At 51.6% G+C, this 14,480-nt stretch carries 11 protein-coding genes; 4 read left to right on the top strand and 7 right to left on the bottom strand.

Features of this window, described 5'->3' with window-relative positions; translation table 11 throughout:
• Positions 1 to 45 precede the first annotated feature (45 nt).
• Positions 46 to 966 (bottom strand): 2-oxoadipate dioxygenase/decarboxylase family protein, encoded by a 921-nt coding sequence (locus ACYVAD_RS22745; RefSeq protein WP_461141840.1) that lies wholly within the window; start codon positions 964 to 966, stop codon positions 46 to 48.
• Positions 967 to 986: 20 nt separating this feature from the next.
• Positions 987 to 1,751: an acyl-[acyl-carrier-protein] thioesterase gene (locus ACYVAD_RS22740; protein WP_461141839.1), complete on the bottom strand. Its 765-nt coding sequence runs from the start codon at positions 1,749 to 1,751 to the stop codon at positions 987 to 989.
• Between the two features lie 59 nt (positions 1,752 to 1,810).
• Here ACYVAD_RS22740 and ACYVAD_RS22735 point away from each other — a divergent pair, with 59 nt between their 5' ends.
• Both ACYVAD_RS22735 and ACYVAD_RS22730 read left to right on the top strand, forming a co-directional pair.
• Positions 1,811 to 3,151, top strand: a complete 1,341-nt coding sequence (locus tag ACYVAD_RS22735; protein WP_461141838.1) for a D-arabinono-1,4-lactone oxidase — start codon at positions 1,811 to 1,813, stop codon at positions 3,149 to 3,151.
• A 44-nt stretch (positions 3,152 to 3,195) separates the two neighbouring features.
• Positions 3,196 to 4,245 carry a methyltransferase gene (locus ACYVAD_RS22730; protein WP_461141837.1) on the top strand — a complete coding sequence of 350 codons (1,050 nt, stop codon included), beginning with the start codon at positions 3,196 to 3,198 and terminating at the stop codon, positions 4,243 to 4,245.
• A 53-nt stretch (positions 4,246 to 4,298) separates the two neighbouring features.
• Here the strand turns inward: ACYVAD_RS22730 and ACYVAD_RS22725 are convergent, their stop codons facing one another.
• On the bottom strand, positions 4,299 to 5,210 hold the full coding sequence (locus tag ACYVAD_RS22725) for an SDR family oxidoreductase (RefSeq protein WP_461141836.1): 912 nt from the start codon (positions 5,208 to 5,210) through the stop codon (positions 4,299 to 4,301).
• A gap of 115 nt (positions 5,211 to 5,325) precedes the next feature.
• Between ACYVAD_RS22725 and ACYVAD_RS22720 the strand changes: the two genes are divergently transcribed.
• Positions 5,326 to 6,159: a helix-turn-helix domain-containing protein gene (locus ACYVAD_RS22720; RefSeq protein ID WP_461141835.1), complete on the top strand. Its 834-nt coding sequence runs from the start codon at positions 5,326 to 5,328 to the stop codon at positions 6,157 to 6,159.
• Between the two features lie 67 nt (positions 6,160 to 6,226).
• On the opposite strand, the gene ACYVAD_RS22715 is transcribed toward ACYVAD_RS22720, so the two are convergent.
• A complete protein-coding gene (locus ACYVAD_RS22715; protein ID WP_461141834.1) occupies positions 6,227 to 8,026 on the bottom strand; it encodes a thiamine pyrophosphate-dependent enzyme in 1,800 nt (599 codons plus the stop codon).
• 324 nt (positions 8,027 to 8,350) lie between these two features.
• Here ACYVAD_RS22715 and ACYVAD_RS22710 point away from each other — a divergent pair, with 324 nt between their 5' ends.
• Positions 8,351 to 9,538, top strand: coding sequence for a cation:proton antiporter (locus ACYVAD_RS22710; RefSeq protein WP_461141833.1), 1,188 nt, complete (start codon positions 8,351 to 8,353; stop codon positions 9,536 to 9,538).
• Between the two features lie 20 nt (positions 9,539 to 9,558).
• Here the strand turns inward: ACYVAD_RS22710 and ACYVAD_RS22705 are convergent, their stop codons facing one another.
• From ACYVAD_RS22705 to ftsH, 3 genes are all read right to left on the bottom strand, one after another.
• Complete coding sequence (locus tag ACYVAD_RS22705) at positions 9,559 to 10,782, bottom strand: DUF1501 domain-containing protein (RefSeq protein WP_461141832.1); 1,224 nt, start codon at positions 10,780 to 10,782, stop codon at positions 9,559 to 9,561.
• Between the two features lie 20 nt (positions 10,783 to 10,802).
• On the bottom strand, positions 10,803 to 12,254 hold the full coding sequence (locus ACYVAD_RS22700; protein WP_461141831.1) for a DUF1800 domain-containing protein: 1,452 nt from the start codon (positions 12,252 to 12,254) through the stop codon (positions 10,803 to 10,805).
• A 171-nt stretch (positions 12,255 to 12,425) separates the two neighbouring features.
• Positions 12,426 to 14,453, bottom strand: coding sequence for an ATP-dependent zinc metalloprotease FtsH (gene ftsH, locus ACYVAD_RS22695; RefSeq protein ID WP_461141830.1), 2,028 nt, complete (start codon positions 14,451 to 14,453; stop codon positions 12,426 to 12,428).
• Between the last annotated feature and the right edge of the window lie 27 nt (positions 14,454 to 14,480).

Raw genomic sequence — 14,480 nt, 5'->3', positions numbered from 1 at the left:
CTCTGATTCGTCAACGAAGGAAAGCGATAGCTCCCAGGAAGTAATCTACCGGTTTGTCTGCGTGGTGAATGTACTCTCGAAAATCTTGTCGGCGTTGCCCGCTTCGAAGCCCTCGCGTCGGTGCTGCCGCGTGATCTGCTGGGGAGGCAGATTCCGAAACTCAGGCAACACACGCCGTTCGGCAAATTCGACGTAAGAACCAGCAATGCGAAACACATCCCCCCCGGCAAATTCGGCGTCGATCATTTGCGCTACGGTTGACGCCTGGCGCAGATCACCATCCGGACTGATTTTAATGACACCCCCGGCGGAATTCAGACGGAATCCGCGTTTTTCCAGAAAGGCGACAAACTCGTCGATAGTATTGTATCCCGATTTCAGATTGTGCACGCTGATCGTGAAGTGATTCAGGTAGTACCGATTGTAAATAACCCAGGCGGCATACTCACTTTCGGCCAGCAACGTCTGGTAATCAGCCAACGTGGGTATCATCCAAAGGGGCTGATGCAGAAATGCATCGACCGCGTCGCCATCGTTCAAATCCAGGTTGTCCACCGGATCGCTCGTTACGGTATCGGTATAGCGATGAATGATCTGCTGTGCCTCATCAGACAGTTCGTGAACGCGTAGTTCGCTGACAAAAATCCGAGGGTAACGTGGCTCCGGCGGGGCATACCAGTAGGCCGTCAGTTTCTTACCCGTGAAGTTGTACTCGTCGCGTTTCACGTAGCCATAATGACTGAAGATCTTCTCAAATGAGGCAATCCCCAGGTTCGGCACGCCCATTGTCCGGAACGCAATATGATCGTTTTCAATCTCCGTGGGTGACGTAATAATTCCTTCGTCGATCATAGCGCCAATGATGCGCTGCACGTCCGGCACGCGTTCACTGTACCGACACATCAGTCCATTCAGCACGGTATCCAGCGTGCTCGTCTTGTTCGTTTCAGGATCAAAAGCAGTCATAGCAGGCAATGGTTAATCGGTTAACTTATTCGCCACCGACTTCGCGCCAGAAGCACTTCCTTAGCAGGTTCACTCGAATTTTGGTTTTCTAATTCAATCCGATGCACGATACAGTCGGTCGTTTCTAAAGCACATTGAATCCGTAGCTGGTCTTTCCAGTGGGTCTCGGCCCGATAAACGATGTCTATTTCGGCCAGTTCGCGGGTCAGCAGCGTTTTTCGGTCGAGTGCTTCCAATAACCACTGCACATACGATACGTTGTTGACGTGCTGGTTCTGGTCTATACTCGTCCAGCCAACTTCCACGATTCGTTCCGAGGCTGCCTCCCATTCGTTCAGCTGAAAATCCGGCTTCAGCGGTAGCCGCGACAAGGCCTCTACTTCGGGGGGCACCATCATGGCCCGAATAAAAGCGGGCAGCGGTACCATCGTTCGACGAGCAACCGAAAACACCAGCCAGGTACTAGCCGCATCTGCCAGCAAGGTACCGTCTTCGGCTAATACCCGAAAGTCCCGGTAAATGAAATATTTTTCGACAAATGTTGGATACGTAACCACGCGAATCGTCTGCCCGTAGCGCGGATAGTGATGCATCCGCACCCGGAAGCGCATCAGCATCCAGCCGAACCCCTGGGCGGCCAGATCGGCAATACCAATTCCGTAGGCAATTGCATTTCGATTCGCCGATTCCTGCATCAGGTTCATCAAGGCTGCGATGCTCGCTCGACCGGTCGCATCGCACTCATAACCGCGCAGCGTGTATTCATCCATTTGAATAAAAGCCATGTCGTAAAGGTAAGGTTGCTGTTTATTTTCTGAGTAGCTTCGTAGCAACCCTTAACACGATGGAAAAACGAACGTTCATTAAATTATCCTCAGCCATGCTGGCAACACCCTTTCTTTCGCCCCTGGAAAGCTGGCTCCCCGACGAGAAAATCCAGAACTGGGCTGGTAATCTGACGTATAGCACGAGTAAACTGGATCAGGCAAAATCACTCGACCAGGCAAAAACAATTATTCAGAAATATCCGAAACTGAAAGTACTGGGCACGCGTCACTGCTTCAATACGATTGCCGACAGTTCCCAACAGTTCATCGGTTTGCCACCCAACGAACAAGCGATTCAGCTGGATAGCGACTCCAAAACCGTTACGGTTGACGGCGGCTTGAAATATGGTCAATTAGCGCCTTATCTGGAAAGCAAAGGCTTCGCGCTGCACAATCTGGCCTCGTTGCCACACATCTCTGTGGCAGGGGCCTGCGCAACAGCCACGCACGGATCGGGCATGAAGCAGGGCAACCTGGCGACGGCCGTATCAGCCATGGAGATCGTAACGGCAAATGGGGAAGTTAGAACGTTGTCACGCAAAAAAGATGGCGATACATTCCGGGCAGCTGTTATCCATTTGGGAGCGCTTGGCGCGGTCACCCGCGTTACGCTCGATGTCCAGCCGACGTTCCAAATGCGGCAGTATGTGTACGAAAACCTGCCTACGGCTCAACTGAAGGATAACTTCGAGAAAATTATGGGCAGTGGCTACAGCGTCAGTCTGTTTACGGATTGGCTCAATAACCGCATCAACGAAGTCTGGGTCAAGAGCAAAGTAGATGACAGTCGATCAACGCCGGAAGCTGATTTCTACGGCGCGACGCCTGCCAAGAAGAACCTCCATCCCATCGTCGACATTTCGGCCGAAAACTGCACGGAGCAGATGGGCGTACCGGGGCCGTGGTACGAACGGATGCCGCATTTCAAGATGGGATTCACGCCCAGCAGCGGCAAGGAACTTCAATCAGAATATTTTGTACCCCGCAAAAACGCCGTCGACGCCATTCTGGCTGTGGAGCGGCTGCGTGAACAGGTCAACCCACACCTGCTGATCTCGGAAATACGTACCATCGACCAGGACGATTTCTGGATGAGTCCCTGTTATAAACAACCCAGCGTAGCCATTCACTTTACCTGGAAGCAGGACTGGCCAGCGGTGAAAAAGTTGCTACCGGTGATCGAAAAAGAACTAGCTCCTCACAACGCCCGGCCGCACTGGGGTAAGCTGTTTACGATGGCCCCGTCGGTGCTCCAATCCCGCTACGAAAAACTGGCCGATTTCCGGAAGCTGGTTAAGGAGTATGATCCAACCGGCAAATTCCAGAATGAGTTTTTAACGCGTAACCTCTTCAGTTAAACCCGACTTTTGATTTACCACGCCCCACCGGGGAAATTTTTGGCATGCACAGTACCACTCAACTTGATCTTGCTCCTATTACCCGCCACCTGCGGGCCATGTACGGTTCCCGACTATTGGTAGCCGCCGTTTGTCATCTGGGCGTTTTCGACACGCTAGCCGACAGCCCTCGTTCACTGACTGACATCCGTCAGCAACTCAACTTGACTGAGCGTCCGGCGATGGTTCTTTTCCCGGCTCTATGCGCTATGGGGCTGCTTGAGTACGATGAATCAGACCGGCTGCAAATTACAGAACTGGGCCGTTACGTAACGCAGCAGAACGCTACGAACATTGTTGGTTACGTGGGCCTGGAGAAGGACGATGTGGGTGTTCTGGAAATGATTACTCGCCTGCAAAATGATGGCCCGCTGGACGCACCCGATGGCGTTACGTACGTAAAAGAAGGAGATGGCCCCTCGCCTATGGACGATCCGGACTTGGCTCGCACGCTAACGCTGGGGTTGGCGGGTCGGGCGCGCCATTTGTCGCCCCTCGTAGCCGCGAACATGAGCCGGCGCGATGGCCATCTCCTGGACGTAGCTGGCGGCACAGGTTACTATACCTACGAGTGGCTGCTAGCCAACCCTAATGCCACCGCAACAGTCCTTGACCGGCCGGCGGTGCTGACCGTAGCGGCTGAACTGCTCGATCAATTCTGTCAAAGTGGCCGGCCTGGCGCCAGTAGTGTTAAAGATCGCGTTACGTTCCTGTCCGGCGACATGCTGACGGACGAACTACCGCAGACCGATGTACTGTTGTCAGCCAGTTTGTTGCACGACTGGCCAACACCAACCTGCCAAGCATTAGTCAATCGGTTTGCTGCGGCTATCCGCCCCGGCGGTGAGCTTTGGGTACACGATACCTTTCTGAACGACACGCTGGATGGTCCGCTACCCGCTACGGATTACTCGGCCGCGCTTTTCTGGGGCACCAAAGGTCGCCTGTACAGTCGCGCCGAGCATCGGTCGTGGTTTGTCCAGGCCGGTTTGACGCCAACCGAAGATAATCTCCCGACACAGATGGACTACGGCCTGATCTGGGCCAGGAAGTAATCGTTTCTACTGCCGGAGCCAGCGTTACAGCTGGCTCCGGCGTTTCTACTGGTTTACGAAAAGGCGGGCGCATAATCTCGGGCGAAATCCATAAAATTTCGGGCTAGCTTTCCCGTTACGTCCCGCACATCGGTCGTAACGGCCGACGCTTCGTTGCGACTATAATGGGCGTAATCTTCGAGTAATCCCTCCGCCTGCCATTTCGGAAAGCCAGCCCCAAGAAGCGCGTCGTGCATAACTTCAGCCGGAACGTCGACGAACGTAATATGGCGACTCAGAGCAGTCGACAGTTTCTCGGCCATCTCCGCGTGCGTCAAGGCTTCAGGACCGGTTAGCGTATACGTTTTGTTCTCATGGCCTTTCGCCGTCAGCGCAGCAAAGGCTACGGCGGCAATATCTCGAATATCAATCACGCTGACTTTCGCGTCGCCAATGGCCGCAAAGAATTTACTCTGCTCCCTGATCGACTGACTGAAGCCTAGCAGCCCCTGCATGAACAGATTGGGCCGCAGAAAGGTGTAGTTCATGTCCGATTCCTGAATAGCCTGCTCGACAACGGCGTGATAACGGAGAAAACGTACTGGCGAGTCAGCCACAGCGGCAAACTGCGATAATTTGACGATATGCGACACACCCGCCCGTTTGGCTTCGGCAACAAAGGCGAGTTGCTGTGCCTCGGCCTGTTCCGACGAGTTTGTCAGCAGGAAAGCCCGCTCCACGCCCGCTAAGGCTTGGGCCAGGGACGCCGGATCATTAAAATCGCCTTCGATCAGCTCCGCCCCCGGCAACGCGGCCAGTCGCTCAGCGTTTTGAATGGAGCGAACCATAGCTCGAAAGGGAATCCCCCGTTCGGCTAATAATTTTGTTACTTCCTGGCCGACACTTCCCGTAGCGCCCGTAACGAGCAGGGTTGGGACATTGGCTTTGTTAATTGTCTGCGTGGCATTGGTCGATTCCGTCTGCATGGGTGTACGTGGTTAACCGATTAGTAAGCAATCCGTTGATCCAAAACGAATCCTTTTTCGTTTTGCTGGAACAAAGGTTCACACTCGCAGACCGTAAAACTTGTAAGAAAACGAAATGACAGGCCCAACCCGTAGTCAGTTGATCGATGCCGACGAGCGGTTGGCTACCGTCTTCCGCCATTTTTACTGCATTCAGCATGATCAGGACGCACCGGTTGTTCAGCAACGCTTGTTGCCCCACTACGAGGTAATGTTAGTTTTTAACTTCGGACCAGCCATTCCGTTTTCGCTTGGTGAGCAGGAATATTTCGTTGAGAAGACGGCGGTTATGGGACCATTGCAAAAAATGCTCAGCTACACGCTGCTTCCCGGTTCTGATCTGATTGTAATCAACTTTACGCTCAATGGCTTCTATCGCCTTTTCCATATTCCCGTCAGTCAACCGACCACATCCCCTAATTCGTTGATCGACGCGTCATATTTTAGTGAATTGTGGACACAGTTGTCAGAGTTACCGACGCTTACTGAGCGGTTGGATGTTTTAACCAGTTACTTCCTGCATCACGTAGCCCCGCTGGATGACGAAACGGCTACGTTGCTTAAAGGGATTCCTTATTTTCAGAACCCAGCGATCGAACCCGTAAAAACGCTGGCACAGGAACGAGGTGTTTCACCCAGAAGTTTGCAATTACGTCTACGGGCTCAGTTTGGCTACTCAGCAAAAGAAATGACTCGCTTTCTACGTTTCAAGCAGGTGCTCACGTATTTGCAGGAAATTGAAGCTAACGCTGCTGTAGATTGGTTAGAGCTGGTGGACCGCTTCGGTTATTATGACTATAGCCACCTGAGCAAAGATTTTGCCTTTTACTTGAACGTAACACCCCGACAATTTCTCCAGCAGTTGGCGCATGGTAATGTATGCAACAGTAGGCCTGGCAAGTTCTATTAGTAGAACGACAATGGGCGAACCGAAGCGCCTGACTTCGATTCGCCCATGAGTACAACAAACGGATTAATTAGCCTAGCCCCGGAATAACATCCAGCAGGCTACGGCCTTTTGTCGCCACCGCTTCGTTGAACTGGTTGACAACTACGTTTTTGATTATTTCGCTCCGGTCGCGCTCTCCACGCGCTAACGCTTTTGCAAATTCCAGTGCCTGTTCGGTAGTAATCTTACCCGGCATTGGCGGCTCGTTCTGATCCACGATGGCATCAACAATGACAGGACCATCATGCGCCAGCGCCTGCCGAATGACACTGTCGGCATTTTTGGGATCGTTGATGGTGAAACCAACGGCCCCGCAGGCACGGGCGTAGGCGGCAAAATCGATTGATTGCAGATCGACGTTAAATTCGGGATTTCCTTCCATCACGATCTGCTCCCACTTGATCTGCCCATAGGAGTTGTTGTGGAAGATAAAGACCTTAATCGGTAGTTTGTATTTCACCGCCGTCGCCAGCTCGCCCATCAGCATCGTAAATCCACCATCACCTACCAGCGCTACAACCTGCCGTTCTGGAAAAGCTACCGAAGCGGCAATAGCATACGGAAGGCCGGACGCCATGGTCGCTAGTAGTCCCGAGGTCGAAAACATCATATCACCCCGCATCTGAATGTGCCGGGCCACCCAGGTCGTGTTGTTACCACAGTCGCACGTAACGATGGCATTGTTCTGCAACAGCGGACTGAGCGCGTGCGGAATAATCTGTGGTTTCATCGGCATGGTGTCCTGCGTCCCTCGTTCTGTCATCAGCTGCCGCCAGTGCATCATACGTTCCTGCGCTTTTTTGAGGAAGCTGCGGTCCTGTTTCGGCTGAAGGAGTGGTAACAACGCCTGTAGGGTAGCTTTACAATCACCGACTAAGCCCAACTCAACCGGTGTGCGAACGCCGATGTGTGCGGCATCAATATCAATCTGCACCGTACGAGCCTGACCGGGTTTAGGAAAGTACTCAAAATAAGGAAAATGGGTCCCCAATAAGATCAACGTATCACACTCCTGAATGGCATCTTGCGATGGGGCCGTTCCTAGCAAACCGAGTCCACCGGTGGTATGCGGATCTTCATCGGGCAAGACACCTTTTCCTAGTAAGGCTTTAATGACGGGGCCTCCTACGGCATCTGATAACGCAATAATCTCATCGCGTGCGTTTAGGCAACCCCGACCCGCCAGAATCGTTACGTTCTTACCAGCATTAATGATATCAGCGGCCTGCTGTAACTGCGTCAATGAAGGGGCTACGTCATAATGTACTTTTGTTGCGCTGCTGTGGTCCGCAATATTAGAGGTAGACCGTTTATCATCGCTCACGGTCCAGTCTTGGTAATCTTTCGGAAAAGATATGTGCGTAACCGTCCGTTGCCCCAGCGCCGTCCGAATCGCCTGATCCGTTACGTTCTCAACGTGGTCAGGACCCATTACCCGTTCGTTATACGCTGCTACATCCGTGAAGACTTTGACCAGGTCAACATCCTGCTGGTAGAACGTACCACTGATGTCGTGGGCTGCGTGCCCGGTTATGGCCAGCACCGGCTGATTATCATATTTGGCATCGTAAAGACCGTTTAACAGGTGAATACCACCACAACCCGACGTGGCCAGACAAACGCCCAGCTTGCCCGTAAATTTGGCGTAACCGCAGGCCATAAAGGCCGCGGCCTCCTCGTGACGCACCTGCACCAGCCTTATCTTGTCCTGATGTGTCCGTAGTGATTCGTATATACCGTTGATACCATCACCGGGCAGGCTAAAGATCGTATCAACACCCCAGTCCAAAAGTCGTTCGACCAACAGGTCAGCTCCAGTTTTTGCCATAACGAGTGAGTTAGAAACAAGTGAAAACGCCGTCAGGACAGTCCCTCCCGAACGCTGTTCTCTACTACGTCTAACCCTCATCCCGTCCTCCTGGTTATAGGCAGCGGTAAAGATTAATCGAGTTTAAATTGCCCTATTTTACTGATCTCCGTTGCTAACCTTCCGGCATGGTTGGGAGTTAATCGCTGTAGAATGGCGACCAACTGACCTATTTTCAGCAATTTCGTTACACGCTCGGGCAGTTGGTCGCCCCGGTCTGCGCTCGATTATTCACTAAAAAAGAAAGCAAAAGGTCGCACTAGCTCCCTGTTCACCACCGTACGCATGAGAAATACCGAACTGATTATCGTACTCTGTTTTGTTGTTTTACTGTCGTACCTATTCGATCTTTTCAGTCGCCGTTATCGAGTTCCGGCCGTTATTCTCCTGCTCGCTTCTGGCATTGGTTTACGCCAACTGACGAATCTTGTTGATATACAGATTCCTTACGTCGATCGGTTATTGCCTGTTCTCGGGACGATTGGCCTTATCCTGATTGTGCTCGAAGGCGCATTGGAACTTGAGATATCCTCCGATCGCTTCCACCTCATTAAACGAGCCTTTCTGACTGCTTTTGTTTCCATTGTTGTGACAACACTAGCCATCGGCGTATTCTTCTCGATCTGGCTGGAGCAGCCGTTTCCGCGCAGTTTGCTGACGGCTATTCCCTTTGCGGTTATCAGTAGCGCCGTGGCTATTCCCAGCGTTCGTAATTTTTCCGCCATCAGCCGGGAGTTTGTTACGTATGAGTCGTCCATGTCCGACATCATGGGCATCATGGCGTTCAACTTCGCGGTCTACAACGTCCCAGGCGGCTGGTGGTCGGTGTTTGCCTTTGTCGAGGATACCATACTGATCTGTATTTTGTCAGTGGTGAGTTGTTTCGTTCTGTTGTACCTAATCAGTATCATCAACCACCCCGTCAAGTACTTCCCAATCATTACGTGCCTGATTCTATTTTACAACGTCGGTAAACTCTATCACCTCTCGTCATTACTGCTGGTACTGGTCTTCGGCTTGTTCATGAACAACACAGAATTGTTCATTAAGGGGCCGTTACGACGATGGTTTAACAATGACCTTTTCGAGAGTGAGCTGGAACAGATCAAGAACCTGACCGGCGAAACAACCTTCATCGTTCGAACTTTCTTCTTTCTGCTGTTCGGATACGCTACTGACTTAAATCTGTTACTGGAGACCCCGGCATTGATAGGTAGTTCGGTACTGGTCGCGTTAATTTTTCTAATTCGCTTCCTGCTGTTTAAAGGACTGGTTGGCAAAGAGCTGATGTCAGTGGTGCCGATTGCACCCCGTGGTTTGATCACGGTTCTGCTCTTTCTGAGTATTCCTGACAGTTTCTGGCTTCCTGGCTTCCCATCCGGCACGCTGATGCTGACGGTTATTTTAACCGCCCTGGTGATGACCTGGGGATTACTCAGCTACCGGGAGGAAAGCGAGTTGGCCCATCATTGACGCGCGGATTCATAGCTTAGTCAGACAAAGCTGAGCGTGTCGAACTGCTGGCCCAGAATGGCTACGTCGTCGGCCTTAAGCCAATTACGGAGCAGCGACGCGTAGATTGTCCGGAAATCAACGGTATATTTCAAATCGCCTTCATCCAGACTGGTTAGGTTGGGGGCTTCGTTGAATACTTTTCCTGGCCGTACATCGCCACCGACCAGGAACACATTGTTTGCGGTGCCGTGATCGGTGCCATTACTGGCGTTTTGTTTCACCCGCCGACCAAATTCCGAGAAGGTCATCACTAATACGTCCCGTTCGCGGTTTGATGCTTTCATATCGCTCATGAATGCTTTCATCGCGTCGGCGTACTGCTTCAATAGCCGTTCCTGTTGCCCCGCCTGATTGATGTGCGTGTCGAAGCCTGAAATCGATATGTAATACACACTCGTAGCAACACCCGACTGAATCAACTCTGACACGGTCTTCAGGCGATTGCCCAGCTCCGTTGTCGGATACGCGCCCTGCGTACGGTGAATATTCTTTCCAGACTTGCCCGCTTTATCATATACATAAGCCGCCGATGAGTTCGTTTCGGCCAGCGTCTTGTACAGATAGTGTAGATTATCCGGCTCTGACGCGTGATCAGCGTCCAGTTTGGCTAAGTCATGTACAAACGAACTCTGGGTCTGGTTGTATAATTTCTTTGGGTCCAGCATCGCCAGACCATTTACCCGGCCGCCTTTCAGGGCTAGGCTAAGCGTATCGTCAACCTCAATGGCTCGGTGCGGCAGGCAGCCCGAACCCGAGCAGGTAGCGTCTAGGTAGCGCCCCAGCCAGCCTGTCGACAAGTATTGATCCGATCGGCTTGCCGTTTGCCAGATGTCCATCGAGCGAAAGTGTGACCGATCCGGGTTTGGATACCCTACGTTGTTGATGACCGTCACCAGTCCATCGTCGTAGAGAGCTTTCAGCGACTCTAGCGCCGGGTTAAAGCCGATCTCATCGTTCAGCTTCAATACGTTACCGGAAGCAACAGCCAACGTCGGCCGCTCTCGGTAATAAATATCGTTTCGAAACGGGACAACCGTATTCAAACCATCATTTCCACCCGAAAGCTGAACAATGACGAGCGTTTTACCCGACGAAGCTATTACCCCAGCATAGTTGGTCTCAAACGCCTTCAGAAAATGAGGAATGAGCATCGTTCCAGCCACGGTCAGGCCCGATTGCTTGATGAAGTTTCTCCGTTTCATACTTTTCAGATTTTAGGCAATCAGCACAGTTGATATTCTGGCAGCGCCATTAACGCGATAACTAAAGTTTTGATCCGTTCGGGGCGGGTTTCACCCGTCTTCAGACGCCGTAAAACGACCTGCCGCTGGCTGTTGCCGAGTGGCCGTTGCAGCAAGTACTGCGCTAGTGCGTTGAGTAACTCATCATCAGGTACAGCCGCAAATGCTTTATCAAACGTCGCCCAGTCGACAGTTACGTTAGTAAACCCGTTCCCCTTTCGATCCAGCGCCTGCGTATTCACATCACCGTCCTCCTTCGGACGAACGCCCAGGGTACCAGCTCGCAGGATAACGTCGGGCAATTTCATCCGAAAAAGCAGACTGGAACTGTCGATCCAGTTACGTCCGCTGGGCCAGCCCGCTACGTTGGGCGGATAAAACAGCACCTGCCCCAGCGTTTTCTGTACAAATACAAGTGGTTGTTTCTGCGGAAACGTAATATCCAGCGCCTGCTGCATGCCCACCAGCAATTCAACCGGTGATTTGACTCGATTACCAATGGAACGACTATCATAAAACCAGTCCGCCGTCAGGATCGTCTGTACCAGATCGGAAATGTCGTAATCACTGGCATAAAACTGATCCGATAGCGTCTTGAGTCGTTTGCCCGTTACCTGATCCGTGGCAGGCTGATCGTCGACTAAAAATTGATAGAGCTTAGTCGTGATAAAGTGAGCTGTTTGCTTTTGTGCCAGCAGGAGTTGAATTACTTCCTCACCCGCGAAATTGCCGGTTTTACCAAAAATGGTTTTTGCGCCATCATCATGTTGCTTTGAGCGGAACACAAATTCCGTTTCGGTAGTGAACCCCCATCCTGTAAAAGCGCGGGCAGCCTCTTTAATGTCCTGTTCCGTGTAATTACCCCGGCCCAACGTAAACAACTCCATCACTTCCCGAGCGAAGTTTTCATTCGGAGCGTTTTTGCGATTCTGCTGATTGTTTAAAAACTGAAGCATGGCAGGCTCCTTCGACACCGCCATTAACAAATCTCCGAATTTCCCCAGCGCATGCCGCCGAATGGTATTGACGTATTGAAGCACGGCCACCGGATTCCGCACCCGGCAGGCAAAGTGGTCGTGCCAGAAAAAGGCTAACTTTTCGCGCAAGACTCCTTCACCCGACGCCATACGCTCCATCCACTGCACGTTCAAGTCCCGGATCTGTTCATTCTGCCGCTTAATCTGCTCTCGTAGCTCGTTACGGTCCAGAGTACCCTCTTTGACCAAACCACGCAGCTCCTTTCGACGGACAGGCTGCTCGACTCCTGTCATGCTCAAGGGAACAAACTCGCGGCTATCGTTCATCAGCTTCCTGACGAGCTGCCTGATCGACGCTTTACGCTCATCCTGAATCATGGCTGGCGTAGCGCCGAAACCCGCCCGCCAGTACAAATGCTGAACGTATTGTTGCTGCTGATTGTGTTTATCCATCATTTGTCAGCCAGTTTACGAAGACACTTCTTATTATTCCCCTAGGTGCGGTATACATCTAAAACCTGCGCGGCTTTCCGATTATTGTTTTGCTGCTTAAAGTGCGACTGCTGTATAAACAGAAAGGGCCTTCCCCATTGGAGAAAGCCCTTTTGTATTTTGTGACGCTATGCTTTACATCGGCAGTGTTTCGGGTTCGATTTCCGAAGGTTTGGCTTCTTTGCCGATTTCTTCTTTTATCTCTTCCGCACCTTTGTTTTTGTACGCCTGGTAGACCGTTTCGCGCTCGAAAGGCCGCTTACCGATCAACCGAACCAGATCGTTCTGATACAGAATTTCCTTGGCAAGCAATTCTTTCGCGATGATTTCCAGCGCATCTCTGTGATCGGTTAGCATATCTTTGGTCCGGTTGTAAGCCATTTCAACGATCTTACGAACCTCTTCATCAATGTGCTTAGCGGTTTCTTCCGAGTATGGCTTGTTGAACGAATAGTCCGATTGTTTCGAATCGTAGAACGATACGTTACCAATCTTGTCGTTCATGCCGTACATAGTTACCATGCTATAGGCAAGTTTCGTAATGCGTTCCAGATCACTTAATGCACCGGTTGAAACTTTACCGAACACCAGATCCTCAGCTGCCCGACCGCCCAGTGCCATGCACATTTCGTCCATGAGTTGTTCAGTACGATACAGATACTGTTCACGGGGCAAGTACTGAGCGTATCCCAGAGCCGCAACTCCACGTGGTACGATCGTTACTTTTACGAGTGGATCGGCATGCTCCAGGAACCAGCCCGCAACAGCGTGGCCAGCTTCGTGATAGGCGACAATCTCTTTCTCCTCTGGCGAGATCAGTTTGTTTTTCTTTTCCAGACCACCGATTACCCGATCCATCGCGTCCTGGAAATCCTTCATATCAACAGCTTCCTTATCGCTACGGGCAGCAATTAGCGCAGCTTCGTTACAAACGTTGGCAATTTCGGCCCCAGCAAACCCGGGTGTTTGGGCTGCCAGCTCACGAGGATCAACGTCGTTCGACAGCTTGATCGGCTTCAGGTGAACTTTGAAAATCGCTTCCCGTCCAACAATATCTGGTTTATCGATGCTAATCTGCCGGTCAAAGCGACCTGGGCGTTGTAACGCGGAATCCAGTACGTCAGGACGGTTCGTTGCCGCTAGGATAATGATACCTGAATCGGTAGCAAAACCATCCATTTCAACCAGCAGCGAGTTCAGCGTATTTTCGCGTTCGTCGTTGGCACCCGGCATCGAGCCACGGCCCCGTGAGCGACCAACTGCGTCAATCTCATCAATGAAGATGATACAAGGCGCTTTCTCTTTTGCCTGTTTGAATAGGTCACGAACCCGCGCGGCACCTACCCCAACAAACATCTCGACAAAGTCAGAACCCGACAGTGAGAAGAAGGGAACGCCAGCTTCACCAGCAACGGCTTTCGCCAGCAACGTTTTACCCGTACCTGGAGGGCCAATCAGCAAAGCGCCTTTCGGAATTTTAGCGCCCAGTTTCGTGAACTTGCCCGGATTTTTCAGGTAATCAACGATCTCTTTGATCTCTTCCTTAGCTTCGTCCAAACCCGCTACGTCGCTGAACGTAATCTTTACCTTATTGTCAGCGTCGAATAGAGCGGCTTTAGACTTACCAATGTTGAAAATCTGGCCGCCTGGCCCACCTGCGCCCGACATCCGTCCCAGCAGAAAATACATAGCCAGGATCATGACGATTAGGAAGCCCCAGGTGCTGATTATGCTACCGAAGTCACTTCGTTGTTCGAATCGGTATTCTACTTTTTCGTTGTCAGGGAAATTCTGCTGTAGGGCGTCGAGATCTTTTTTAAAGGTCTCACCCGAAGCTACCTGAAACTGATAATGAGGACCACGATTACTACCAAAATACGATTTATCAGAAAATAAATTCTTGTACTTCGGGCTCTGGGCCGCCTGTTGAGTTAGCGTTACTTCGGCGATTTTGTCATTCACGACAACGACCTCCGACACTTCATGGTCTTTCACCATCCGCTCAAACCGCTTCTGAGAAGTCTCCCGGACAGCCGAACTCCGATTAAAGAACGTAATGCCGAGGATCGCAGCAATCAATACCGCGACAATCCACCCCTGAAAGTTGGGCTTGCGCGGTCCCCCACGGGGTACTAACGGATTTTTACTATTGTTTTCTGCCATTTCCTCAGGTTGTACAATACAGATTTC

It is taken from the genome of Spirosoma pomorum (assembly GCF_054776615.1).
Note: the sequence above shows the minus strand (reverse complement) of the source record. Positions and strands in the feature narration are given on the sequence as shown.

What these genes read in the sequence shown, in the direction of transcription:
- ACYVAD_RS22745 (WP_461141840.1), bottom strand. Translation starts at nt 966, where the DNA reads ATGACTGCTTTTGATCCTGAAACGAACAAGACGAGCACGCTGGATACC.
- ACYVAD_RS22740 (WP_461141839.1), bottom strand. Translation starts at nt 1,751, where the DNA reads ATGGCTTTTATTCAAATGGATGAATACACGCTGCGCGGTTATGAGTGC.
- ACYVAD_RS22735 (WP_461141838.1), top strand. Translation starts at nt 1,811, where the DNA reads ATGGAAAAACGAACGTTCATTAAATTATCCTCAGCCATGCTGGCAACA.
- ACYVAD_RS22730 (WP_461141837.1), top strand. Translation starts at nt 3,196, where the DNA reads ATGCACAGTACCACTCAACTTGATCTTGCTCCTATTACCCGCCACCTG.
- ACYVAD_RS22725 (WP_461141836.1), bottom strand. Translation starts at nt 5,210, where the DNA reads ATGCAGACGGAATCGACCAATGCCACGCAGACAATTAACAAAGCCAAT.
- ACYVAD_RS22720 (WP_461141835.1), top strand. Translation starts at nt 5,326, where the DNA reads ATGACAGGCCCAACCCGTAGTCAGTTGATCGATGCCGACGAGCGGTTG.
- ACYVAD_RS22715 (WP_461141834.1), bottom strand. Translation starts at nt 8,026, where the DNA reads ATGGCAAAAACTGGAGCTGACCTGTTGGTCGAACGACTTTTGGACTGG.
- ACYVAD_RS22710 (WP_461141833.1), top strand. Translation starts at nt 8,351, where the DNA reads ATGAGAAATACCGAACTGATTATCGTACTCTGTTTTGTTGTTTTACTG.
- ACYVAD_RS22705 (WP_461141832.1), bottom strand. Translation starts at nt 10,782, where the DNA reads ATGAAACGGAGAAACTTCATCAAGCAATCGGGCCTGACCGTGGCTGGA.
- ACYVAD_RS22700 (WP_461141831.1), bottom strand. Translation starts at nt 12,254, where the DNA reads ATGATGGATAAACACAATCAGCAGCAACAATACGTTCAGCATTTGTAC.
- ftsH (WP_461141830.1), bottom strand. Translation starts at nt 14,453, where the DNA reads ATGGCAGAAAACAATAGTAAAAATCCGTTAGTACCCCGTGGGGGACCG.